We start from the raw sequence: 24,359 nt of genomic DNA, 5'->3' as shown, positions 1-24,359 counted from the left end.
CGTGGAACCCTTGATTTTCGTAACTCTCAGAAAAATACATCAATAAGTCAGTTCCATGTGAAACATAATTAATCCACAGTTTCATGTGGAACATTAGCAAACGCTATCTTATTGCGGGGATAAATTTTGTAAATTGTGGATAACTTTAATTAGCTATGTCTGTCTAGACCGTTATATTCCCTACTTATAGCGTCGAATTTATAGCATAGAGCACTTAGACTATTTAACACCCTATTAACGCTCTATTAATACCCTACCTGTTAAAACCAAACAAGAGTTCGTTAAAGCTAAGCTTGGTTTGCTCTATAAACGAGCTTAAGATCAGTGCCAACTTGAGCACAGTCTATTAACTGAAAGCGGCGTTGACAGCACAAATTTTCAATATCAAGAGTGAGCATAGGTTTAGCACTGTGCCCCAACACACAGGGGGCCTGATACACTATTAACTCATCTACCAAACCAGCTTCTATAAAGCTTCCAGATACCTGAGAGCCGGCTTCAACCAGCACATCGTGAACTTGATACTCAGTAACTAGTTTGTGCAATAAGTGGCTTAAATCCGGCTCGGTCCATAATAAGGTGTCAGGGGTCTCAAAGACCTTATACTGGTCTTTATCTAGTCTCCGCCTTCTATCTAGCACCACAATTCTAGGCTGTGGCACCTTATCCACCGGCACACCCAGCTGATTTGAGCGCACATTTAGGCTAGGATTGTCCTCAATAATGGTCTGACTGCCAGTGATAATAGCGCCACTCATAGCCCGCAGCTTCTGTACATCTTCACGTGCTGCTGGGCCTGTAATCCACTTCGACTCTCCAGAGGCCATTGCCGTTCTCCCATCTAAGCTACTGGCAATCTTTAGTCTGACATAAGGCATTTTATGGCGCATAGATTTCAAAAAACCCAGATTCAGCTGCTCTGCCTGCTCAGTGCAGACCCCTACTCTCACCCTTATTCCCGCCTCTAATAGCATAGTCACGCCTCGACCCGCTACTTTGGGGTTAGGATCTAGGCCTGCTATGACCACTCTACTGACACCAGAGTTGATTAATGCTTCGGCACAAGGGGGTGTTTTTCCAGTATGACTACAAGGCTCTAGAGTGACATAAGCCGTTGCACCCTTTACTGATTGTGTAGAATTCCTTAAAGCAAACACTTCTGCATGAGGTTGCCCTGCCTTAGGGTGAAACCCAGAACCTATAATTAAGCCATTCTTAACTATTACACAACCTACTGCAGGATTAGGACGAGTGGTATAAATCCCTTTTTTGGCCTCTTCTATCGCCAAATTCATGTAATAAAAGTCTTGCGTTTCAGCCGCTTTAATACCATCGATAGATGCTAGATTGTTACTATAACAATCCTTTTTAGCAGACGCAGAAAGCTTGGATACAGTGGCAGATTTTGCAGATTTGGGAAGCATAAATATGGACCCTATTTAATCGAAAATTTTCATTAATTGGGATTAAGCTCATTCAAAACACAGGGTATAGGTCACGATTAAGTGACCGATTAAGTGACCTGAAACTGTGATTTCCCTTAAGCTTGTATGTGGTTACTTTTATGTTGTTACTTAGCTTCTGTAGGCTTGATATTTTGTAATTCTTGACGGAACGCTTCTATATCTTGGAAGTCTCTATAAACACTGGCAAATCGCACATAGGCCACATCATCAAGCTCTTTTAGCTCAACCATTACCACTTCGCCCAGTGATTTACTGCTGATTTCACGTTCCCCCAATTGACGAATGCGCTTCTCGATACGGCTGATCATCGCTTCTTGCTCATCTAGAGTGACCGGTCTTTTTTGGAGTGGTAACTGGATAGAGCGCCTAAGCTTTTGGGAGTCATAGGGCTCAATTCGCCCATTGGATTTAATAATACGAGGCATAACCACTTCTACCACCTCGAAGGTAGTGAAGCGCTCTTGGCATTTATTACACTGACGGCGACGGCGAACTTGAGCGCCTTCTGCAGCCAGCCTTGAATCAATAACCTTAGTATCATCAGCATTACAATATGGACACTGCATAGTTTCTTCCCATTAACATCAAATTAATTAGCGATATAAGCATAAGGCGATAAAAGGCAACACAGCTACTTACCAATACAGAAGCTGCCAAATATGCGTCCCAATAGATCATCCGCACTAAATTCGCCGGTGATTTCACCGAGGCTATATTGACCTTGGCGCAAGCTTTCTGCTACCAGCTCTCCGGCTTGATAATCCACCAATTGCACCTGAGCTTCTTGTAGATGCTGCTGTGTTCTGCGTAAAGCGTCTAGATGTCTAGTACGGGCAATCAAGCTGTTCTCAGGCGGGTGAAAGCCTACTTTATCGCATAAAGTATCAATTAAAGTCTGAATACCCTCTAATGTTTCACATGAAACATTCACTTGTTCATAACCAGCAACTTCGACTTTATCGGCCATTTCCTCAGACTGGGCTTGCTGCAGCAGATCTCTTTTATTGCCAATCAGTAGCAGCTTAGAGGGGTCATAATTAGGGCTGCCATCCTCTTTTTTACCAAACAGCTCTGCCGCTAATTCTAAGGGGTTGGCCTGGGTTGAAAGGTCATGTACCAGTAGCAGTAAATCCGCTTGATTGATGGCGGTACGCGCCCGTTCTATACCGATACGCTCCACTTCATCTGTGGTATCGCGTAAACCGGCGGTGTCAGTCAAATGAATGGTCAACCCATTGAGTACGATAGTCTCTTGCAAGGTGTCTCGAGTGGTTCCTGCCACATCGGTGACAATGGCCCGCTCTTGACCCGCCAAGCTGTTCAGTAAGCTAGACTTACCGGCATTGGGTCGTCCTGCTAACACCACATGCACCCCGTCGCGTAGTAATTGACCTTGCTGAGCGGTGGCTAAAATGGTCTTTAACCGCTGTTGGATGCTCTTTAATTTAGACTCAATTACCCCATCACTTAAGAAGTCCACATCTTCTTCATCCGGGAAGTCAATAGAGGCTTCGACATACAAGCGTAGCTCAATTAACGCCTCTAAAATATCATTAATTTTATTCGAAAACTCTCCGGTTAATGATCGGATAGCACTGCTGGCAGCTGCTGCACTGGTGGCATCAATGGCATCGGCAATGGCTTCTGCTTGTAGCAAGTCCAGCTTGTCATTTTCAAAAGCACGATAAGAGAACTCACCCGGTTGTGCTTGATGTGCTCCAAGCTCAAAAACACGCGCTAACAGCTGGTTTTGTAGCACCATGCCACCATGACCCTGTAGCTCGACAACATCTTCACCAGTGAATGAATAGGGGGCTTTAAAGTACAATACCAAGCCTTCGTCTAACACATTACGCTGCTCATCATAAAAGCGACAAAAGCTCGCTAGGCGCGGAGTAAAGCTGTCTTTACCAGTAAGCTGACAGGCAATGGCATAAGCTTTGGGGCCGGACAATCGAATAATCCCCACCCCACCCCTTCCTAAAGGTGTGGCGATGGCGGCAATGGTTTTAGTATTTGACATAAAAATTAGCTCTGATTATTAGCTCTGATTAATAGGTTAGCACGTTGATATTTTTATACTGATATTTTTGTATTGGCATTCTGATAAAGATTGCTGTAGATGGTCTTATAGTAGGTGCTAAATGGGCTTTATTCAATGTTAGTTAGTTTAACCGTTGCTATAAAACAAAAGCACCTATATGCGACATATAGGTGCTTTAAAAGTTATTGCTGAGAAGTTATAGCGAGAGCAGTGCTAGCTTAAGCTGCTGTTCTCTCCGCTTTTTCTCTTTGCTCTCTTTCTACTTTTTTGTTCACAATGTACTGCTGAGCCATGGTAAACAAGTTGTTCACAGTCCAGTAAAGTACCAAGCCTGCTGGGAAGAACATCATGAATAAAGTGAAGATAATAGGCAAGAACTTCATCACTTTGGCTTGCATCGGATCTGTCGGCTGCGGGCTAAACATTTGCTGTGCAAACATAGACGCCCCCATCAGCATCGGCAGGATAAACCAAGGATCCATGGCTGATAGATCTTGAATCCATAGAATCCAAGGTGCGTGACGCAGCTCGACACTCTCAACCAATACCCAGTATAAAGCTAGGAAGATTGGCATCTGTAATAAGATTGGCAAACACCCAGCCATTGGGTTTACTTGCTCTTCTTTGTAGATGGCCATCATCTCTTGTGACATCTTCATGCGGTCGTCGCCATGCTCTTCTTTCAGCGCTTGTAAGCGAGGCGCAATGGCACGCATCTTAGCCATCGAGTAGTAGCTCTTATTTGAGAACCACATTAAGGCAAGTTTCACTAAAATTGTTAGAGCGATAATTGACCAACCCCAGTTGCCTATCACTTTGTGAATGCCTTCCAAGATAGCAAACAATATTTTTGAGATTGGCCATAAGAAGCCATAATCTACCGTTTTGTTTAGACCAGGAGCTACTTCAAGTAGTGCTTTTTGATCCTTTGGTCCGGCATATAAAGTTGCTGCGATGTCTTTTTGCTTGTTGGCAGGTACCACAAAGCTTTGGCTGTTCATACCAATAAAGTGGTCGCCACTTCTTTCACGGCTAAAGAATTGGCCTGTGAAGTTCTGAGGCGTCCAAGCTGATACGAAGTAATGCTGTACCACACCAACCCAGCCTTCATTGCTAGACGCTTTTAAGTCGCCATCATTGAAGTCTTTAAACTTAAGTTTGTTGTAGTCATTGTCTGGCGTACCCCAAGCACCGCCTAAGTAGGTGGCCATGCTCAGTGCCCCTTTATCGGACATACCAGGGTCTTTACTGCTATCACGCTTTAACTGCGCAAACAGTTGACCATTCCAATCTTTACCGCTAGTGTTGTTAATATTGTAATTAACACTGATAGGATATTTACCTTCAGTAAAGGTGAAGGTCTTAGTAATGGTCACACCGTCATCTTGTTTATAAGTTAAGGGCACTTCCAACTTTTTCTGACCTGGCTGCATCACATAGCTGTCAGATTGATAGCTGTATTTTGCTCGTCCTGCTGCAGTATCAATGCCGTTAGGACCAATCAAACCTGACTGAGCAACATACACACGGCGGCCCGAGTTCTCTAATAAAACAAACGGCTCTTCACTATCTAAAGTGGCATCATAGTCACGTAAAGCGGCATAAACGACGTCGCCACCCACGGGATCAATTTTGACTTGATAGCGATCAGTAGTGACATTAATCAAGTCACCTTGTTTGGCATTGGTTGTCTCACCACCCACTTCGCTAGACGGTACATCGGTTGGTGCTGATGCGGTTGCTGCAGGTATATCACTGTCACCGGTACTAGTAGGAATATCAGCACCCGTGTTAGAAGTGGATACAGAAGGGGTTACTGCGTCTGCTGATGTGGCTGGCACATTGGCATAATCTCTTTGCCAAGCTAGCACCAACAAATATGCGGTAATCAACATCGCAATGATGATGAGCACCCGTAGTATCTTTTGCATAAGATTGTCCTAAACAACTCTAAATGAAGTTTTTAAATAAAAAAGGGTTGGCTTATTTATCCGGGATTTACTCAAAACAAGCTTACAGCAAATCCTTTACTTTTATGGCAGCTATTGTGAGTGTAACCTCATCTGTGTTGCCACCTTACCCTTAAAATATTTACAAAATGGGGACTATTTTACTAAAAAACCATCACAAATGATATAGAAGCAGTTTTTTTAGCCCTTATTGGCGATAAGAAGATATTGATAACCTGTTAATTTGCACTAACTTTTTTTTAACCTATATTTTCATTTATGCGCCAGGGGTAATTTTGCGGGTTAGGCAAATTTACGATTAATAGCTGCTGTGTAACTGCTTCTGTCTTTATACACCCCACGTTCTATAATTATTGTTTCACGTGAAACAGTAGGTGCAGATAATGTGGTAAAAATCATTTTGTATAAGGGAAGAGGCACAAAGTCGATACCGTGACCCCCTAAAGGATGACAGCGACATATTCGCTTAACGGCAAGCCACCCTCCCCGTGCTGGTCCATGCCAAAGCACGGCAGTTTTACCATAATCAGAACAGGTCGGGTAATAGCGACAGCGAGCAGGCAATAGCGGACTAATAAAAGTTTGATAGCCGTTAATAATAGTTAGCAGTAAGCGTGAGAAAAAACGTGACCACATCCCTCTACTCCTCTTATATCGCCACTATGGCACTAACTATAACTGAACTCTATGGCTGAATTAAACGATAATAAAATGGTTAATCACTCAATTATGACTGACTGTTTTTGGAGTTGGCTGCCAAATGACGACGCTGCTTAGTAATTACTTTGGCTAAGATGTCATCAATTTCTTGACGCATCTGATCATTGTTCAAGGCCTTAGTAGATTTTTTTAAAATAAAAACCAGATCTAACGCAGGTAACTGCGGGTGTTTATGACGAAACTGTTCCCGAATGATACGCTTAATGGTATTTCTCGCCACCGCTTTGGGGATTCTCTTCTTTGTAATGGCCATACCTAGTCTGGCTTGCTCGTTTTTGGAGTCATAAGCAAATGCCATAAAGTGCGAGCTGTGAATTTTAAAAAGAGGCTGGTTAAATACAGCCTTAAACTCATCAGGCTTTAATAACCTTTTTGCTTTGGGATAACAGTAATCAGTCATGGTAGGTCAACATACAATAAAAAATAACAAGGATTTTGGTACACATAATTCACAACGAAAGCATATAGGGATTGCTTTAACCCCAGCCCCTTATTTTTGCAGGCCATAATCAAAAAAAGCACCTAATAATTAGGTGCTTTTTATAAAAATCTACGAATTACTTGTCTGTCTAAAGTTTTTCGGTAATTAACTATCAATCGGTAATTAACTATAAATAAGTATAAAACCATCAATGAGTATAATTAATTACACAGTTAAACGATGACGACCTTTTGCACGACGACGTGCTAAAACTTGACGACCTTTTTTAGTTGCCATGCGAGCACGGAAACCATGAGTGCGCTTGCGTTTGATAACGCTTGGCTGGAATGTACGTTTCATAAATCACCTTTGACAGCAAAGAAATTAAAAATAAATAGCGTTCACTAAGAATTTGTTGTAGCGAGCGATTATGCCAGTTCAGCTTCTTATTGTCAATAATAAATAAACGTTTTAGGCGGTTAATGACAACGGATTGGGTAAAGTAGTCACTCAAGCTTAGCCAGTTAGCTAAAAATTAGCAGCGATTGCTAGGTAGCTGGTGCAAAAAACTAGGATCTGGTGCTAAAAACTGCGCTGATAACTGTGCTGATAACTGTGCTAAAAACCAGACCACTAATAACTGATACTGACAACCCTATTTCTCCACAAATCAACAAGCATTTCTACGAAGATGTTTCCCCGTCTTTTTTGCGTCAAACCAATTCTTATCGTTCGTAACTAAAACAGTTTGCAAAAAAGCTCTATCAATCGCCTATTTATAAAAATTACACAGCACTATTTTATCGCACTTTTTTCTTATTTGTATAGCTAATCTTAACAAATAGACGCGGTTTTTCCTACCTATTTTGGCGATTTATATTAAGATAAATTACATGATAGTTGTTTTTACAGCGGCCTGTTTTGCAATTTTTTTCTAATGAGCTAATTTTTTGGTTAAAAACTGCCCTTCGTACTTGGCCAAAAGTTATAAGTTTTAAATTTATGCTATTCACTGTGTATCACGGCGGTTTTTAAACATCTTGGATTAAGTGGCGAGCTATGCTGCTTAGCATTCAAAAATAAGTCCTTAGTACCACCGGACTACAAGACTAGACCGATAAGCAGACTGCTTTTTTGTACACTCAGTTTCTAATAGCAAACACTAACCCGCTGGCTTTAGTGAGTATTTAGCGCTAATGAGTGCTTGCTATGAGTATTTACCGTGAATGCTTATTCAATAAATATCTAACTTCAAACCAGTTTCAAACTAACTTCAAATTAAGTTCAAATTAAGTTCAAAACAGGAGTGATGTTTGCTTTATGCTGAATACTAAAACTTAGCTAGAGATCTTATTATTAGTAATTAATCTATTTTGTTTTAGAGTCTATTTAGCTGCTGTTAAGCCTGTTTTAAATTTTGTTTTCAGTTTAATTACTGGGCTAAGTCCTTGTTTTCTAGGTGATGCCTTTGTTGTTTTACTGCATAGGATTTTAATTTTGTTAAAAACTTATCCACAGAAAGCGATGTTGTCCATAACTATATATATAATAGTTCTTTTGTTATTGTTAGTACCCTATTTATCTGTGAATAACTGGAAAAAATACAATTAAATCAGTATTTTATCCTGTGGTTATTGTTGTTGATAACCTGTTGCTAAACTCTGTATAACTCTTCAAAAAAAGTTATCCACAACTTTAATCACAAAGTTATCCACAGAATAATTGTGATGATATTTGTGATTTTATATGTTAAAGTAGCCCCATAAAACAGGGTGAGACCGTCTTTTTTGCCTCCCCTGCTCTTCTTCTTTTGTCCGTTTTACTAGGGTTAATGGGTCATGTCAGATAGTTTGTCGTTATGGGATAGGTGTCTTAATGACTTAAGATATCAGCTCAAAGAAAATGAGTTTACGATGTGGCTTAGGCCACTGTCTGCTAAAGTGGTTGGCAATAAGTTAGAGTTACTGGCACCCAACCAATACTTTGTGTCTCATGTACAAGAAAATCACTTTAATGCGATCGAACAACTGGCAAAGCAGCACAGCAATGGGGAAATAAGCCAAGTTGTTATCCAGGTCGAAAGTAGTGTGCAGCAAGCCCCTCGGGACTCAGTAGACCATCAAGCTACTGCAGCTGGCCAATATATTGGTGCCAGGTCGAGCACGCACCCGGCCGGTGTGGAGTCTGCTGCTACTGAAGCTTCGCAGCTAGGCGCTGATAAATCACTAAGTTATATCAACCCCTATTTTACCTTTGAGACTTTTGTCAGTGGTAAGTCAAATATGTTGGCTTACAAAGCCTGCCAAGAGCTGGGTAAGAAGCAGTCACAAAACCGGCATAATCCGTTGTTTTTATATGGGGCATCGGGACTGGGTAAAACCCATTTAATGCATTCAGTGGCTCATAAATATTTAAAGATTGGCAAAACTTTTTATTATTTTTCTTCAGAGAAGTTTATCAATCAGCTGGTTTATGCGCTGCGTAACCAAAAGATTGAGCAATTTAAACGCAAAATTAAACGGGTAGATCTGTTAATTATTGACGACGTGCACGTTTTGGCTGGTAAAAGCAAATCCAGTAATGAATTCTTGTCGTTGTTTGCAGACTTTATGGTCGAGGATAAGCAGGTAATCTTGGCCTCTGACCGTCACCCATCTCAAATGACAGAATTTGATGAACGCTTTCGCTCCAGGTTTTCATCTGGTTTGGCAGTGGCAATAGAGCCGCCAGAGATGGAAACTCGGATGCAGATTTTGCAGAAAAAAGCCACCTTGTCAGGGGTAGAGTTGCCAAAAGAATGTGCGCTGTTTATCGCTCAAAACGTGGTGTCTAACGTGAGACGCTTAGAAGGAGCGCTAAATCAGGTGGTGGCCAATGCCAACTTGACCGGTAATCCTATTGACTTAGATATGGTGCAATATGCCCTAAAAGATGTGATAGCCATTCGCTCGCAAGCGGTAAGTATGGACAATATCCGTAAAGTAGTGGCCGAGTATTATGATGTGTCGGTGAAAGATTTGATGAGTAAGAAGCGCACTCGTAGTATTGCACGTCCGCGCCAAATTGCCATGGCTTTGGCTCGAGAGCTTACCAAAGATAGCTTTCCAGACATTGGTCAGTCTTTTGGGGGCCGGGATCACACCACGGTGATGCATGCTTGTGAGAAAGTCGCTCAGTTACGCAGTGAAGATCCAGTATTAGACAAAGAGTACAAAGCGTTATCGATGACACTACAAGCAGGATAATGAATCGGGTAGGGCGATAATCAATTATGATGCTTATTGTGCACAGCGCTTCTCAATTGGTTATACTTAACTGCTCTAACCATAAAAATAATTACCGACAATAAAAGTGTTAGCGAAACCAAATAAGTAATATTAAACTGGGTATAATCCCCATTAAGACCCCATTAAAGAGTCCAATATTATGCAACTGTCTATAAACCGTGAACTGCTGTTAAAAGCCATCAACTTGATTGCCAAAGCAGCAGACAAACGCCATAACATGGTCGTTCTGGGTAATATAAAGCTGGAAGTTACTGAGCAACTACTGATTTTGACGGCTTCGGATTTAGAAGTAGAGTTAAGTGCGGAGGTTAAGCTGGGTAATGGTGCCACAGGCGTTATAGGTGCCACCACATTACCGGCCTATAAACTGCATGAAATCTGTAAGTTATTGCCCAAAGACACCATGATCAATCTGACTGCTGAAGCCAACGAGCGCTGTATTATCACCAGTGGTAAGAGCCGTTTTGTACTGGGTACGTTACCTGCATCAGAGTTCCCAGTATTGGGTAATCCTGCCAACATCACACCTTTGACTTTAAGTAGAACTGTGTTGATGGATCTGATGGCGAAAACCCAATTTGCGATGGCCATTCAAGATGTGCGCTACTACTTAACCGGTATGCTTTTTGAGGTGGCGCAGCGACAGCTAACTACTGTGGCCACTGATGGTCACCGTTTGGCATTGGCCCGAAGTGTCATTGATGTGGCTGATGACTTTACCATGCAGGCTATCTTGCCCCGTAAGGCAGTTATTGAACTTGAGCGTTTGGGCAATGAGCTGGGTAAGTTAGTAGGCGATAACGATGGTAATTTGACCCTGGTATTTGGCAGAGAATTTTTACAAGTTACTTTGCCTTTTGGTAATGTCGATAGTACCGGTCAGATTGACGACAGTATCAAAGTGACGTTTACTGCGCGTTTAATTGACGGCAAATTCCCTGATTATCGCCGAGTAATGCCCAACAATACTGATAAAATAGCCTTGGTTAATAAAGATCAGATGACAGATGTGCTAAGACGCGTCTCTATTCTTAGTAATGAGAAGTCACGAGGGGTTATTTTTACATTCTCACAAGATGGCAATGTCGAAGTTCGTGCCAATAACGCTGAGCAAGATGAGGCAGTAGAAGCATTACAGGTGAAGTATCAAGGTGAGCCGATCGAATTGTCTTTCAATGCCGCTTACTTACAAGATGTGTTAGATGTATTGGCAGGGGAGGTTCAACTGCACATGAGCCAAGCCAACAGCTCGGTACTGGTGAATCAGTTGAATGATACCCAGCATCAATATGTCATCATGCCGATGCGTATTTAAACCTTGTTTTATCCAGTCCGTTATTGTAGTTTATCTAAAAAAGCAAAACCTTAAGGTTTTGCTTTTTTATTGCATAAAAAATATTTTTTCTCGTAAAGTTGTGATATATAAGGGTTTAACTAATTTAACATAATATAAGATAGGTGGTTTATATATATTATGTTAAATGAAATAGACCGGTTTGTTATTAAGGATAGTTATGAAAAACTTAATAATATCTGGTTGGTAATAATACTGGGCTTTAATCACGAGGGCAGTGCCCTCATCTATAGCATTCAATAGATAATAAAGGCGTGTTCTATGCTGACCCAACTTAGTATTCATCAATTGCGTAACTTGCAAGCGGTTCATATTCAGCCGGGGCAGTGTAATGTTTTTATTGGCGCTAATGGTAGTGGCAAAACTTCTTTATTAGAGTCTTTATATCTTCTTTCTCGCGGCAAAAGCTTTCGCCACCATCAGCCAAAACGCTACATTTCGCATCATGCGCCTCATACCACGGTATTTGCTAAGTTTGCCAATGGCAGTAGTATGGCGATTCAAAAGGCGCAAGATGCCAGCAGTATTATGCGTCTCGACCAGCAAGCAGTTTATGTCCAAAGCGCCTTGACCAAGCAGCTCCCTACTTTGCTTATTGATCCCTCTTCTATGGATATTTTGGAGATTGGCAGTGGCAGCCGTAGACAGTTATTGGACTGGATAACGTTTCACGTGAAACCTGGATTTCATCCTCAGTGGTTATCGTACCAACGCTTACTAAAGCAAAGAAATGCATTATTAAAGCAATCACCTAAGCTGTCTGCCTATCAGTTACAAGAGCTAGCAGCCTGGGATAAAGGGTTGGCCAATCACGCCGCGCTTATTACTCATTACCGTCAGCAGGCTTTTGAGGAGTGGCAGCCTTTATTTAACACCCTTATTCAACAGCTTTTACCTGACTACGCCCCTTTTATTCAGCTTAAGTTTTCAGCAGGGTATAACACCGAAGTTGCTTTGGACGAGCTATTGCAGCAGCGTTTGGCTCAGGATTGTCAGACAGGATATACCCGCATTGGTTGTCACCGAGCGGATGTGCAGGTGCTGTGGGTTGAAGATGAGACAGCAAGACAGCAAGTAGCCGCTTTTGAAGATACAAGCTCTCAACAGGTAGGGTCTCAAAAGATAGAGCAACAAGATACAGAACTTGAAAGTTTAGAATCACAAGCTTCAGAATCTATATTGGACCCCGATCAGCCCTATCAGGCAGCGCAGGACTTCTGTGACGCAGAGGAATCTAGCTTGTTAGGCAATGTACGAGAGCAGGCCGCTAATGTACTCTCTCGTGGTGAAAAAAAGCTATTAATCACCGCCTTAAAGTTATCACAGTTGCCGTTACTGGCGACCATGAAACAAGAAGAGGGCTTTGCCGCTATAAGTGAAGAGAAGTTGATGCCTCTGGTGCTGCTAGATGATATTAGTGCTGAATTGGATGAACGGGCCTTAAATATCTTATTAAACTCCCTGTCACAGCTTTCTTGCCAAGTATTTATTACCAGTTTAGAGCCGCAAATAATGGCTAAAATCAGTCATTATTGGCCACAGGCTAAAATGTTTCACGTGAAACAGGGACAGGTAACTGAAGCAGCAGCAAATTAAGCCTTCATCAATATAAGGTAGGGCAATTCAGCCCCATATCTCTCATGCTTTTATCCCCAAAAAATGCTATAATGCCGAATAAGTTTTATAGTGAAATTATTGGCATAGAAAGCTGCGTATTTGGCTAGATTGGAAGGCCAAACACTGCTTGATGGGCACAGATTTAACCAGATAAATTATAAATTAGATCCCCCGTTGAGTAAGTAAACAACCAGTTAAGTAAAGTTGAGCGAAAATGTGGGTAACATTACAAGTGAGCTGTCAAAACCCCTATGCCATTTGAATTGCTGATGATATCAGCATTGCCGTTTTAGGAAAGGATATAACATGAGTGAATCAAACCATAATACCGAGCAAGAGCTAGCTGCTAGCTTGCCTGAAGGGGTCGATTTATCAGACATCCCTGAAGGGGTGCACCCAGAAGAATATAGCTCAAAGAATATTCGAGTATTAAGAGGGCTTGAAGCAGTACGCGTACGTCCAGGCATGTATATCGGCGACACCGATGACGGCACGGGCTTACATCACATGGTATTTGAAGTCGTCGACAACTCCATTGATGAGGCGTTAGCAGGACATTGTGACCAAATTGATATCATCATCCATGAAGATGAGTCGGTTAGTGTCATGGATAATGGTCGTGGTATTCCAGTAGATGTGCACCCTGAAGAGGGCGTATCGGCCGCTCAGGTTATTATGACCGTATTGCATGCGGGTGGTAAGTTCGATGATAACAGTTATAAAGTGTCCGGGGGTTTGCACGGAGTAGGGGTATCAGTAGTAAACGCGCTGTCTAAAAAGCTTGAAATGAATATCTGGCGTGAAGGTCATCATTATCAGCAAACCTATAGCGATGGGGTGCCTGATGGTGACATCCAAATGCTAGAGGAAACTGAGCGTACGGGTACTCAAATTCGATTCTATCCTAGCCCAGAAGTGTTCACTGGCACGACTTTTGATTTTGACATTCTGGCCAAGCGTCTGCGTGAGTTATCCTTCTTAAACTCAGGGGTACGCATTGTTTTAACTGATGAGCGTAAAGATAAGCAGCATGTCTTTGAACACAAAGGCGGCTTGTCAGAGTTTGTGGCTTATATTAACTCCGGTAAAGAGGGGCTGAACGAAGTCTTCCATTTTGTTAGTGAACAAGATGACGGTATCGTGGTTGAAGCAGCCTTGCAGTGGACCGACACTTATAATGAAAAAGTGTTGTGCTTCACCAACAATATTCCGCAAAAAGATGGCGGAACTCACCTATCAGGTTTCCGCTCAGCGTTAACTCGTTGTCTAAATACTTATATGGACAATGAGAACATGCTAAAAAAAGATAAGATCAACACCACAGGGGATGATGCTCGTGAAGGCTTAACGGCCATTGTTTCAGTGAAGGTTCCAGATCCTAAATTCTCAAGTCAGACCAAAGATAAACTGGTATCAAGTGAAGTAAAATCTGCTGTCGAATCCGCAATGCATGATAAGTTTAGTGACTATCTGCTTGAGCACCCAGGCGCAGCCAAAGCCATTGCCAGTAAGATTATTGACGCCGCTCGTGCTCGTGATGCAGCGCGTAAAGCTCGGGAATTAACCCGCCGTAAGACCTCGTTAGACATTGCAGGTTTACCAGGTAAATTGGCAGACTGTCAAGAAAAAGACCCGGCCCTGTCTGAGCTGTATATTGTGGAAGGGGACTCTGCGGGCGGCTCTGCCAAGCAGGGTCGTAGCCGTAAGACACAAGCCATTTTACCGCTAAAAGGTAAGATTCTTAACGTGGAGCGTGCTCGTTTTGACAAGATGTTATCGTCCGCTGAGGTGGGTACCCTAATTACTGCTTTAGGCTGCGGTATTGGTCCGGATGAATACAATCCAGATAAAGTTCGCTACCATAAGATCATCATCATGACCGATGCTGACGTCGATGGGTCACACATTAGAACGCTACTCCTGACTTTCTTCTTCCGTCAGACACCAGAGCTGATTGAGCGTGGTTACATCTATATTGCTCAGCCACCTTTGTATAAAGTGAAAAAAGGCCGTCAAGAGCTGTATCTAAAAGACGATGAAGCATTAAAAGCTTATCTATTGTCATCAACCATTGATGAGATGAAATTACACATCAGTGAAGATGCACCGGCTATTACCGGTCAAGCGTTAGAGAAGCTATTAAATGACTATAACCAAACCCAACTGGTGAAGTCTCGTCTACAAATCCGCTATCCTGCGGTGTTGTTAGATGCCCTAACCCATGTGCCTAAACTGACCACTGAAATGACTTATGACTATGATGCCATGAGTGAGTGGAAACAGCAGTTACAGCAGCAACTAGAACGCTTTGGCAGTGACTTACGTCCATCGATTGAGCTTGATAACATCCATGACCCGCGCACCGATGAGCTGTCTGAAGCGGCAAAAGATGCCAATAATCAGTTCAAATTTAAGCTAGGCGCTAAAGTAGATAGCCCAAATGGGGATATTGAAGGAGCAGAAGTTGTGGAAGGCGAAGACAGCGAAATGCTGTCGACTAAGCCGCAGTGGTTGCCACGCATTACCATCTATGTGCATAATTTAGCGCAGCACTATTTGCTTGATGCCGGCTTCTTAAACTCAGGGGAGTATGCGCGCTTAATCCGTCTGTCTGCAGAATGGAATACGCTATTAACCGATACCGCATTTATTCGCCGTGACACCACAACAGGCACCGTAAAAGATGTGCTGCTTCGTGACTTTGATCACTTATGGCAGCAAGTGATGCAAGAGGCGCGCCGCGGCTTGTCTGTTCAGCGCTATAAAGGTCTGGGCGAGATGAACGCCGACCAGTTATGGGATACCACCATGGATCCTGAAAACCGCCGTATGTTGAAGGTAACGATTGAAGATGCCATTGCTGCGGATCATTTATTCACTTGTCTGATGGGCGATGATGTAGAGCCTCGCCGTCAATTCATTGAAGAAAATGCGCTGACTGTAAGTAACTTAGATATCTAATATCAACGTGTCATAATTAGTGTTAAAAGAAGTCATCTTGCTCGCAAGGTGGCTTCTTTGTTTCACGTGAAACATAGTTTTTAGGTTTAGACCGTAAAATTGAGGCTATAAAAGCGGCTACTGCTAAGTGGATAGGAAGTAGATCATGATCGAAGTTTTATTTTTGGCCATTGCCTTAGCGATGGATGCTTTTGCGGTGTCTATTGGGTTGGGGGCAAAACAGAGCAATACTGCCTATTCAAGCTCAGCAAAGGCGAAGGCTATGCTGTTGAGATTGGCACTGATGGCAGGGGTCTACTTTGGGATAGCCCAAGGGATTATGCCTTTAATTGGCTACTTATTAGGCTCAGCCTTGCTAGGTTGGTTGGCTTCAGCGGCCCCTTGGATTGGCTGTATTATCCTAGTGGTTCTGGGAGCAAAAATGCTGTATGAGGCAATAAGTGGCGAGGAAGAAGAGGAGATTGGAGTAGAGGACAATACAAAAATTGACCATAAGCTGATGACCACTATGGCGATTGCCACTAGCATTGATGCGATGGCAGCAGGGTTTACTCTAAATTTATTGGCAGTGAATGCTTGGATGGCTTGTCTAATTATTGCATTGGTTACGGCTATGTTTAGCTTTGGCGGGGTGTATCTAGGTCGTCAATTCGGGACATGGCTTGAGGATAAAGCAGAGATTTTAGGCGGTGTAGTATTGATCATCATCGGTATTAAAATGGTTTTATAGCGGCTATTTTGTATTATAGAAATATAAAATTTTACACATAAAAAAAGACCCTTTGTTCAATAACAAAAGGGTCTTTTTTTTGGGTTTAAATAAGTGAGCGAGGGTTAACTGCTGCTTATCTAACGCACTATTTAAAACGCCACGCCAAAATGCGACTGGCCTTTTGACCATGTTGCATGTTAATGGTTTTAATCTGTCTGGCGCCGACTTTTCTTAATAAGGCATCAAGGGGTTTTAAATTTTCAGCCCGTGAAACCAAGGTGGTAAACCAATTGACTTGCTGCGCATAGTCGACACTTTCATTAATCATGCGGCTAATAAAGGCAAATTCGCCGCCTTCAGTCCACAGCTCTGCGTTTTGACCGCCAAAGTTTAAGTTGTTTTTGGCATCAGCAAACTTATTGGCTTGACCATTGGGATTACGACGGGCACGGTTCTTTTGCAGTTTGCTTTGTTTGCGATTATTGGCATCCAGTACTTCTTGCATTGACCCATGAAACGGTGGGTTACATACGGTAATATCAAAATAATCGTGCTCACCGATGATGCCTTTAAAGATATGCTTTGGGTTCTTTTGCTGCTTAACGCTGACCAACTTCTTCAAGTTGGGATTGATTTCACAAATGGCCTTAGCAGTATTAATTGATACCGGATCGATATCGGTGGCGGTAAAGTACCAGCCATAGCTCTGACTGCCGACAATCGGATAAATCAAACTGGCCCCAGTGCCAATGTCTAGTACATGTGGCTTCTTGTTTTCTGAACCACTGTTATTATTGGCCAATAGATCCGCCACTTGATGGATATAATCGGCTCGACCCGGGATAGGCGGACACAGATAACCTTTGGGTAAATCCCAGTATTTAATATTGTAATGAAGGGCCAATAAGGCTTTATTTAGAGTTAATACCGCATCGGCGTCGGAGAAATTAATGGTCGGTTCACCATTAGGATTGGTGATGGTGTGCTTGGCAAGCTCAGGTAAGGCTTTGGTTAGTTTCTCAAAGTCATAGCGGCCCTGATGCGGGTTGCGCGGGTGTAAAGTGCTTTTTGCAGGGGCGGTCTTGGCGTGCTGTGTCATAGGTATTCAAGGCTTTTAAAAATATAAGAGGTAGGACTATAAACGGCTAGTTTAACAGGTTTACAGTAATTAAAACGTATTCAAATAATGTCAGTACTATTTGCCAACTTACTGTGCTGTATTTATTCGGTTGAAAGGCCTGGTGATACTTGTAGCCAATCACAGCATTAATGATATAAATAGTATAGGATATAAATACTAACGTATATAAAGTATAAAAAAGCCTACTTAATAAACGTACAATAAACTTAATAAACGTAAAATAAAATACCAACTATAAAACCTATAAGGGAATAGTCATGACAACTACTTCGACAGGAAACACTCAAAACCAGCGAATTACTTATGAAGCAGACGGTCATCTGTGTCTCATTGGCCTCAACCGAGCTGATAAGCGCAATGCCTTTGACAGTCATATGATTGCTCAATTATCACAGGCACTGACGGACTATGATGCGGATAACAGCCTACGCTGTGCGCTTATCTTCGCCCACGGAGAGCACTTTACTGCAGGACTTGATCTGATGGAGTTACAAGACAAACTGGATAAAGGGGTATTTGCTTTTGATAGTACCCAAATTGATCCGTGGGGCATCAGTGGCAAACTGCGCACTAAGCCTGTTGTCGTTGCGGTACAAGGTACCTGTTTCACAGCAGGTATTGAGCTGATGTTGAATAGCGACGTGGTGGTTGCCAGTGAGAATTGTAACTTTGCCCAGATGGAAGTACAGCGTGGCATCATGCCCTTTGGCGGGGCAACGGTTCGCTTTGTGCGGGCTGCTGGTTGGCAAAAAGCCATGCCTTATCTATTAACCGGCAAACCTTTTGATGCAGCTACAGCGGAGAAGCTAAATCTGGTGAGTGAAGTGGTAGCGTCAGGTAAGGAGTATGATAGAGCTTATGAATTGGCGGTTGAGATTAGCAAGGCCGCACCGCTAGGCGTTCAAGCGCTACTTGCGTCAGCACTCGACGGTGCGCGTAATGGCGCAGACAGTGCCCTGGGTAATATTCATAGCTTTTTACCGCCACTGTTTCATTCTGAAGACGCCAAAGAGGGCGTGATGTCTATGGTTGAGCGCCGTGAGGCACAGTTTAAGGGACGTTAACGTTCTGTTAGATAATGTCTTTAAGTTATCGAGGAGAGTATCAGTGATTCAAGTTTTAGGATAAAAGCTCATCCTTATCTAGCTTGTGCTTATCGAGGCTATGTTTTGTTAGTCATAGCCTTCTTAATTTTATAGATATAAGACTTTAATGACCAATTACAAATGGGACAGAAAATGAGCAAATCTATAGAATTTTGGGACACTGCTTCAAAAAAGTATGACAAAACAGAACAGCGTTTTGAATACATTCATAGTAAATCTAGGGAAAATACTAAAAAATATCTAAAAGATGATGATGTTGTTTTGGATTATGGATGTGGAACGGGCACCACATCCTGTGCACTTGCTCATCATGTGAAACAGATTCATGCCATTGATATATCGTCAAAGATGATTGAGATTGCCAAACAAAAAGCTATTGTGGGTAAAATTGAAAATGTAAATTTCTTACAAACTGATATTTTTGATAAAAGATACCATAATGACTGTTTTGATACGATTTTGGCTTTCAATATGCTGCATACCGTATCTAACCCTGAAGAAGTCACTCAAAGAATATATGACTTATTAAAACCAGAGGGGCTATTTATTTCGGTAACGCCCTGCCTACGGGAAAAGATGTCATTTTCAGTTAGTGCTCAAATTCAGTTGGTTCGAATGTTGTGTAAAATCGGCATCATTCCCATTGAAATTAGAATGCTTAAAAGTTCTGATTTAGATGACTTAATGGCGAATGCAGAGTTTGAAATTATTGAAACTGAAAAAATATATAAAGGTGCCTCTAGTTATTTTGTAGTCGCAAAAAAAACTTAAGAAGTAAAAATGCTGATAATTGGCTATTTAAAAAAGGGCCAATTAGTACTCCCATAAGTATATCCAAGTCTTACTTAGAGTAGTACTAATTCTTGCTATTGTTCTTATTAGACTGCATATTTTTTGGCCCCTGCCACACAAACGATAGCCCCTAAAGTGCTCACGATCATACTCAAGCTTATTGTCTCATGAAGCAATAACGACGCCAGCATTAATCCCATAAAAGGCTGTAGTAATTGCAATTGACCGACAGCAGCAATGCCTCCTTGAGCCAGACCTTTATACCAAAATATAAACCCGATAAACATGCTAAACAGTGACACATATCCAAGGCCTATCCAGCCTGTCATGCTGACGTTTGCAACACTTTCTGGTCGAGTGAATATAGCCAATGGCAACATAATAGGCAATGAAACAATAAGCGACCAACTGATAACCTGCCAACCACCGAATTCTTTGGTGAGTTTTGCCCCTTCTGCATAGCCTAGCGCACAAGTTACCACTGCACCTAACATAAAAAGCCCTCCAAGCATTGAGCTATGCCCTTCACTTAGCGCCGCAAAACCTGCTACAAAAGCGCTACCTGCAAACGCAAATAACCAAAACATCATTGGTGGTCGCTTGTCACCAAGCCATACCGCAAAAATAGCGGTCAATAAAGGCAGTATGCCTAAGAACACGATAGCATGTGCAGAAGTAATATGTTGCAGTGCCAATGCGCTAAGTAATGGAAAACCTACTACGACCCCTAAGGCAGTCACCACTACAGAAGCTAAATATTGTTTGTCGGGAACTTTTTGTTTGAATGCTATTAAAACAATAGCCCCAATTAATGCAGGGACGGTTGCTCGAACCGCAGTTAAAAAAACTGGGTCAAAGTCCATAACTGCAACTCGAGTAGCGGGTAATGACCCTGCAAAAATCACCACCCCGATAAAGCCATTTACCCAGCCTGCTGATATTTTGTTCATAAAAACCTCATAATTTATTTGATGTTTATTACAACAAATTATTATGTGGTTAACGACAGACAATCCAGTACAATTTATATAAACTGTTCGCTATCAATTACCCATACAGTTAGAATCAGACCTTAGAGGTTTCTAACTGCATGACAATCCCTCAATAACCTAATTGACTGAACTCACTCAGAACTAGATAGGGCTAACTGGCAGTTATTTATTAATCGTCTAAAAGGTAGTAGCAGATGTTTTATAAGTAATCACCAGTTGCTTAAAGGATGGTAACATCATATTTTTGCATAGGTTCAGTTGTAAGAAGTAGCTTAATGAAAACAGATAAAAAAGCCCCATCCACACGTATTGAACAAATCATGGAGAGTGTGAAACAAAAAATAGCCACAGTCACCTATCTACCTGGCACTCGTTTACCTTCAATACGTTTAGCGGCGAAAAGTCACAATGTATCTCCATCTACGGTGGCAGAGGCTTATGAACGATTGGTGATCGAAGGCGTTATTTATTCTAAAGTTGGGTCTGGCTTTTATGTGGCCAACAATTCGCTACCCTTATCTTTATCAGATTTAGGCCCTAAGCTTGATAGGGTGGTTAATCCTTTATGGATATCTAGACAATCATTAGAAATGGGTGATAATTCAATGAAGCCGGGCTGTGGGTGGCTTCCTGCTGATTGGTTATACGAAGAAGGTATGCGTCGAGGGTTACGTCAAGCATCTAAAGCGGACTCTAGTGTGGTTGGGGAATATGCTACGCCTTTAGGCTTGATTGAACTAAGGCAATATTTAGTACGGCGTATGTTGGGATTAGGGATTGAGACAACGCCTGAACAGGTGATGATAACCGCATCAGGAACACAAGCAATTGACTTGATTTGCCGCTATTTATTATCTCCTGGCGATACCGTTGTGGTTGATGATCCCTGTTACTTTAACTTCAATGCCATGTTATTGGCCCATCGAGTAAATATTGTTAGTGTTCCTTATACTAAATCAGGACCAGATATTGAATCGTTTAAGTCTGTTTTATCTGCTTGTAAACCTCGGCTGTATATAACAAATGCAACCATTCACAACCCTACTGGCGCTTCCTTATCGTCTAGTAAAGCTTATCAGGTTCTTAAGTTGGCACAAGACGCCGGAATTTATATTATTGAAGATGATATTTTTGCAGATTTTGAGGTTGCTGATTTTAAAAAACACCCTGCGCCAAGATTGGCAGAATTGGATGGTTTAAATAACGTTTTTTATATCGGAAGTTTTTCTAAAACGATTTCTGCATCTTTGCGCTGTGGGTTTATATCAGCACACAAAGAGTTGATAGACGAACTGGTAGATTTAAAAATTGCGACTGGATTTAGTGGTAGTCAATTGGCTGAATCTATTATTTTATCAGCATTGACTCATAAGGATTATAGTAAGCATATACAGGCTCTTCATGATCGTTTGGATCAAGTTCGTAAACACGTAGTTGAACGATTGGGTGAATTAGGAATTGAACCTTGGTTAATTCCACGATCTGGCATTTATTTATGGTGTCGTCTTCCTGAGTCTATTAGTGCTTCTGAACTTGCCAGACAAGCCTTACACCATAATCTTGTACTCGCTCCTGGTAATGCATTTAGTCATACCCAAAGCTGTGATAATTTCATGCGCTTTAATATATCTCAATCGATTGAGCCTTGTATTTACAAGGTATTAGCACAGGTTATTAGAGAAGTTGAAACTAATTAATACTAAATTAATTTCATTAAAATGATCCAAACTCAAAATTAATAACTCCTTATTCAATAAGTAATTTAACAAGTAACTTCTCTCCAACCAACTAGGCCAAACCTTATACTTATCTGTCCAATGACAGTGAACGATTACGATGCGGTATATCAGCTGTGGATAAACACCCTTGGTATGGGCTTAAACGATATCGATGACTCTTATCAAGGTATCGAACATATGCTAACCCACAATCCAACGCTCAGTTTTGTGGCAGAAAATGAATATAAAAAATCATAGGCGTTATTATCGCCGGCGCGGTTATATTTACCACACGGCGGTATTGCCGGAATATCGTAACCAAGAAATCGGTCAGGCATTGGTAAAAAATGTATTAGACCAAATGAATCAATTGTCCATATCGAAAGTGGGGTTGTTTATCTTCAAAGACAACCAAATCGGCAATGGCTTTTGGGACAAATTAGGCTTTACGGCGGGTATTAAGCTGATGTTGAATGCCGATGTGGTAATCGCCAGTGAAGACTGTAATTTTGCCCAGATAGAAGTACAGCGTGGCATCATACCCTTTGGTGAGGCAACGGTTCGCTTTGTACAGGCCGCTGGGTGGCAAAAGCCATACCTTATCTATTGACTGGCAAACCATTTAATGCGGCTACAGCAGAGGAACTAAACCTAGTAAGTGAGGCGGTAGCGACAGGCAAACAGCATGATCGAGCTTATGAGTTGACGGTTGAGATTAGCAATGCCGCACCCTTAGGTGTTCAAGCTTTGCTGGCTTCAGCACTTGATGGGACACGTAATGGTGCAGACAGTGCGTTTGGTAATATTCATAGTTTTTTACCGCCAATGTTCCACTCTGAAGGTGCCAAATAGGACATAATGGCTATGGTTGAACGCCGGGAGGCTCAATTTAAAGGTCGTTAATTTAAGCTGTTATACTTATTGCAGAACTGATTTATTATAATGGTTGAACCAGTGGTTGGTCGCCTTTAAAAGCTCTGTGTTTTCTCTTTTTAAACTCAGCTTTATTTATGCTCAGCAGAAAAGCGTGCCAAGCTGATCTCCCATCTTGATACCAAGCGGCAGTCTTATCTATGTTAGACATCCTCAACATTACCGCACCGATTTTTATCATTATCGCTCTGGGTTATCTGAGCGTGCGCACCCGCATTATTGACCCAAGCCACGCCAAAGGCATGGGCACTTTGGTACTGTATATTGCTTTACCTGCACTGATGTTTAACGCCATTGCAGAAATGCCGTTTCAGGAAGTCATATCGCCAAGCTATATCCTTATCTATGCCATAGGTTCAGTCTTGGCGTTTGTGATAGGTATTATTGTGACCAAAGGATTTTGGGGCCAGGATAATGTCTCTGCTGCTCTAAACTCTACGGCGTTGGCGTATGCAAATAGTGCTTTTATTGGTTTTGCGGTATTGTCAGCAGTCATCGGGCCTACGAAGGCAGCCACTTATTTATCCATGGTGGTGTTGATAGAGAGTTTTATCATGCTACCTATGCTGTTTATCATGGCAGATATGGGCACCAACTCCGGCCAGTCTTTGGGTCAATTATTACTGCGTATTGTCAAAAACCTCTCTCGTAACCCGTTGATTATTGCCATTATCGTCAGCGTGAGTTTCTCGATTTTTAGTATTCCTGTCCCGCAGATAGTGGCTCAAACGGCACACATGCTTTCAGGCGTCGCCGCCCCCGTTGCGCTGTTCGTTATTGGTATGAGCTTATCTGGTTTAGAGTTAAAAGGTGATTTACCCAAGATTACCACCATTGGCTTAGGTAAGCTTATTGTACATCCATTAATGATGTTAGTTGCGATTATGCTTATCCCAAGCGCATCAATAGAAAGCAAATATGTGGCCATGCTGTTTGCGGCCGCCCCGACCTTTTCAACCATTGCCATCATCGCTCAGCATTATGGGTTGGTTGAGCGAGTGTCGGCTATTGTTATTATCTCAACTATTGGCTCGTTTTTTAGTATGAGTGCGGTGCTTATTTATTGGGAGAGGATGGTTGGGTTTTAGGGTAGGAGATTATATTCTCAAATTAAAAAAGTGGTTG

Annotated in this window: 19 protein-coding genes and 1 pseudogene; 11 read left to right on the top strand and 9 right to left on the bottom strand. The window is 42.0% G+C overall.

The window, feature by feature from the left end:
* Positions 1-287: 287 nt before the first annotated feature.
* The 7 genes from ribD to rpmH form a co-directional block, all read right to left on the bottom strand.
* Positions 288-1,424: a bifunctional diaminohydroxyphosphoribosylaminopyrimidine deaminase/5-amino-6-(5-phosphoribosylamino)uracil reductase RibD gene (gene ribD, locus G561_RS0100505; protein ID WP_081794327.1), complete on the bottom strand. Its 1,137-nt coding sequence runs from the start codon at positions 1,422-1,424 to the stop codon at positions 288-290.
* 146 nt (positions 1,425-1,570) lie between these two features.
* A complete protein-coding gene (nrdR, locus tag G561_RS0100500) occupies positions 1,571-2,032 on the bottom strand; it encodes a transcriptional regulator NrdR (RefSeq protein WP_028857786.1) in 462 nt (153 codons plus the stop codon).
* A gap of 65 nt (positions 2,033-2,097) precedes the next feature.
* Positions 2,098-3,489, bottom strand: a complete 1,392-nt coding sequence (mnmE, locus tag G561_RS0100495; protein WP_028857785.1) for a tRNA uridine-5-carboxymethylaminomethyl(34) synthesis GTPase MnmE — start codon at positions 3,487-3,489, stop codon at positions 2,098-2,100.
* 239 nt (positions 3,490-3,728) lie between these two features.
* Positions 3,729-5,441, bottom strand: coding sequence for a membrane protein insertase YidC (yidC, locus tag G561_RS0100490; protein ID WP_028857784.1), 1,713 nt, complete (start codon positions 5,439-5,441; stop codon positions 3,729-3,731).
* A 321-nt stretch (positions 5,442-5,762) separates the two neighbouring features.
* Entirely contained in the window at positions 5,763-6,116 is a 354-nt protein-coding gene (gene yidD, locus G561_RS13680; protein ID WP_037031424.1) for a membrane protein insertion efficiency factor YidD, read from the bottom strand.
* A gap of 91 nt (positions 6,117-6,207) precedes the next feature.
* Positions 6,208-6,600 carry a ribonuclease P protein component gene (rnpA, locus tag G561_RS0100480; RefSeq protein ID WP_028857783.1) on the bottom strand — a complete coding sequence of 131 codons (393 nt, stop codon included), beginning with the start codon at positions 6,598-6,600 and terminating at the stop codon, positions 6,208-6,210.
* 246 nt (positions 6,601-6,846) lie between these two features.
* The gene (rpmH, locus tag G561_RS0100475; RefSeq protein WP_007394757.1) at positions 6,847-6,981 is read right to left on the bottom strand and encodes a 50S ribosomal protein L34; all 135 of its coding nucleotides are present in this window, start codon (positions 6,979-6,981) and stop codon (positions 6,847-6,849) included.
* Between the two features lie 1,478 nt (positions 6,982-8,459).
* Here rpmH and dnaA point away from each other — a divergent pair.
* The 5 genes from dnaA (at position 8,460) to G561_RS0100445 (ending at position 16,570) form a co-directional block, all read left to right on the top strand.
* Positions 8,460-9,866 carry a chromosomal replication initiator protein DnaA gene (gene dnaA, locus G561_RS0100470; RefSeq protein ID WP_028857782.1) on the top strand — a complete coding sequence of 469 codons (1,407 nt, stop codon included), beginning with the start codon at positions 8,460-8,462 and terminating at the stop codon, positions 9,864-9,866.
* Between the two features lie 181 nt (positions 9,867-10,047).
* Complete coding sequence (gene dnaN / locus G561_RS0100465) at positions 10,048-11,223, top strand: DNA polymerase III subunit beta (protein WP_028857781.1); 1,176 nt, start codon at positions 10,048-10,050, stop codon at positions 11,221-11,223.
* 300 nt (positions 11,224-11,523) lie between these two features.
* Positions 11,524-12,858, top strand: a complete 1,335-nt coding sequence (gene recF / locus G561_RS0100455; protein WP_028857780.1) for a DNA replication/repair protein RecF — start codon at positions 11,524-11,526, stop codon at positions 12,856-12,858.
* A 327-nt stretch (positions 12,859-13,185) separates the two neighbouring features.
* Positions 13,186-15,840: a DNA topoisomerase (ATP-hydrolyzing) subunit B gene (gyrB, locus tag G561_RS0100450; RefSeq protein ID WP_028857779.1), complete on the top strand. Its 2,655-nt coding sequence runs from the start codon at positions 13,186-13,188 to the stop codon at positions 15,838-15,840.
* A 145-nt stretch (positions 15,841-15,985) separates the two neighbouring features.
* Positions 15,986-16,570, top strand: a complete 585-nt coding sequence (locus G561_RS0100445) for a manganese efflux pump MntP (RefSeq protein ID WP_028857778.1) — start codon at positions 15,986-15,988, stop codon at positions 16,568-16,570.
* Positions 16,571-16,697: 127 nt separating this feature from the next.
* Here the strand turns inward: G561_RS0100445 and rlmF are convergent, their stop codons facing one another.
* Positions 16,698-17,651, bottom strand: coding sequence for a 23S rRNA (adenine(1618)-N(6))-methyltransferase RlmF (rlmF, locus tag G561_RS0100440; RefSeq protein ID WP_028857777.1), 954 nt, complete (start codon positions 17,649-17,651; stop codon positions 16,698-16,700).
* Between the two features lie 299 nt (positions 17,652-17,950).
* On the opposite strand from rlmF, the gene G561_RS0100435 reads away from it, so the two are divergent.
* Together G561_RS0100435 and G561_RS0100430 are read left to right on the top strand one after the other, a co-directional pair.
* Positions 17,951-18,757 (top strand): crotonase/enoyl-CoA hydratase family protein, encoded by an 807-nt coding sequence (locus G561_RS0100435; RefSeq protein WP_037031423.1) that lies wholly within the window; start codon positions 17,951-17,953, stop codon positions 18,755-18,757.
* A gap of 174 nt (positions 18,758-18,931) precedes the next feature.
* A complete protein-coding gene (locus tag G561_RS0100430; protein ID WP_028857775.1) occupies positions 18,932-19,570 on the top strand; it encodes a class I SAM-dependent methyltransferase in 639 nt (212 codons plus the stop codon).
* Between the two features lie 107 nt (positions 19,571-19,677).
* Here G561_RS0100430 and G561_RS0100425 read toward each other — a convergent pair whose 3' ends face one another.
* Positions 19,678-20,541: a DMT family transporter gene (locus tag G561_RS0100425; protein ID WP_028857774.1), complete on the bottom strand. Its 864-nt coding sequence runs from the start codon at positions 20,539-20,541 to the stop codon at positions 19,678-19,680.
* Positions 20,542-20,858: 317 nt separating this feature from the next.
* On the opposite strand from G561_RS0100425, the gene G561_RS0100420 reads away from it, so the two are divergent.
* From G561_RS0100420 to G561_RS0100400, 4 genes and pseudogenes are all read left to right on the top strand, one after another.
* Positions 20,859-22,280: an aminotransferase-like domain-containing protein gene (locus G561_RS0100420; protein WP_037031422.1), complete on the top strand. Its 1,422-nt coding sequence runs from the start codon at positions 20,859-20,861 to the stop codon at positions 22,278-22,280.
* Positions 22,281-22,400: 120 nt separating this feature from the next.
* A complete protein-coding gene (locus tag G561_RS15575; protein ID WP_227673995.1) occupies positions 22,401-22,559 on the top strand; it encodes a hypothetical protein in 159 nt (52 codons plus the stop codon).
* Positions 22,540-23,153 (top strand): annotated as a pseudogene (locus G561_RS13670) (GNAT family N-acetyltransferase). Before G561_RS15575 ends, G561_RS13670 begins: the two are co-directional and overlap by 20 nt.
* 221 nt (positions 23,154-23,374) lie before the next feature.
* Positions 23,375-24,322 carry an AEC family transporter gene (locus tag G561_RS0100400; protein WP_028857770.1) on the top strand — a complete coding sequence of 316 codons (948 nt, stop codon included), beginning with the start codon at positions 23,375-23,377 and terminating at the stop codon, positions 24,320-24,322.
* Positions 24,323-24,359 lie beyond the last annotated feature (37 nt).

The sequence above is a fragment of the Psychrobacter phenylpyruvicus DSM 7000 = NBRC 102152 genome (genome assembly GCF_000685805.1).
GTDB lineage: Bacteria > Pseudomonadota > Gammaproteobacteria > Pseudomonadales > Moraxellaceae > Psychrobacter > Psychrobacter phenylpyruvicus.
This window is presented reverse-complemented; position numbering and strand designations above follow the sequence as displayed.

Bases quoted from the DNA above. Each gene is read 5' to 3' on its own strand.
- yidC (WP_028857784.1), bottom strand. From the start codon at position 5,441: ATGCAAAAGATACTACGGGTGCTCATCATCATTGCGATGTTGATTACC.
- ribD (WP_081794327.1), bottom strand. From the start codon at position 1,424: ATGCTTCCCAAATCTGCAAAATCTGCCACTGTATCCAAGCTTTCTGCG.
- gyrB (WP_028857779.1), top strand. From the start codon at position 13,186: ATGAGTGAATCAAACCATAATACCGAGCAAGAGCTAGCTGCTAGCTTG.
- mnmE (WP_028857785.1), bottom strand. From the start codon at position 3,489: ATGTCAAATACTAAAACCATTGCCGCCATCGCCACACCTTTAGGAAGG.
- G561_RS15575 (WP_227673995.1), top strand. From the start codon at position 22,401: ATGACAGTGAACGATTACGATGCGGTATATCAGCTGTGGATAAACACC.
- rlmF (WP_028857777.1), bottom strand. From the start codon at position 17,651: ATGACACAGCACGCCAAGACCGCCCCTGCAAAAAGCACTTTACACCCG.
- G561_RS0100425 (WP_028857774.1), bottom strand. From the start codon at position 20,541: ATGAACAAAATATCAGCAGGCTGGGTAAATGGCTTTATCGGGGTGGTG.
- G561_RS0100445 (WP_028857778.1), top strand. From the start codon at position 15,986: ATGATCGAAGTTTTATTTTTGGCCATTGCCTTAGCGATGGATGCTTTT.
- recF (WP_028857780.1), top strand. From the start codon at position 11,524: ATGCTGACCCAACTTAGTATTCATCAATTGCGTAACTTGCAAGCGGTT.
- G561_RS0100400 (WP_028857770.1), top strand. From the start codon at position 23,375: ATGTTAGACATCCTCAACATTACCGCACCGATTTTTATCATTATCGCT.
- rpmH (WP_007394757.1), bottom strand. From the start codon at position 6,981: ATGAAACGTACATTCCAGCCAAGCGTTATCAAACGCAAGCGCACTCAT.
- G561_RS0100435 (WP_037031423.1), top strand. From the start codon at position 17,951: ATGACAACTACTTCGACAGGAAACACTCAAAACCAGCGAATTACTTAT.
- nrdR (WP_028857786.1), bottom strand. From the start codon at position 2,032: ATGCAGTGTCCATATTGTAATGCTGATGATACTAAGGTTATTGATTCA.
- dnaA (WP_028857782.1), top strand. From the start codon at position 8,460: ATGTCAGATAGTTTGTCGTTATGGGATAGGTGTCTTAATGACTTAAGA.
- rnpA (WP_028857783.1), bottom strand. From the start codon at position 6,600: ATGACTGATTACTGTTATCCCAAAGCAAAAAGGTTATTAAAGCCTGAT.
- G561_RS0100420 (WP_037031422.1), top strand. From the start codon at position 20,859: ATGAAAACAGATAAAAAAGCCCCATCCACACGTATTGAACAAATCATG.
- dnaN (WP_028857781.1), top strand. From the start codon at position 10,048: ATGCAACTGTCTATAAACCGTGAACTGCTGTTAAAAGCCATCAACTTG.
- G561_RS0100430 (WP_028857775.1), top strand. From the start codon at position 18,932: ATGAGCAAATCTATAGAATTTTGGGACACTGCTTCAAAAAAGTATGAC.
- yidD (WP_037031424.1), bottom strand. From the start codon at position 6,116: ATGTGGTCACGTTTTTTCTCACGCTTACTGCTAACTATTATTAACGGC.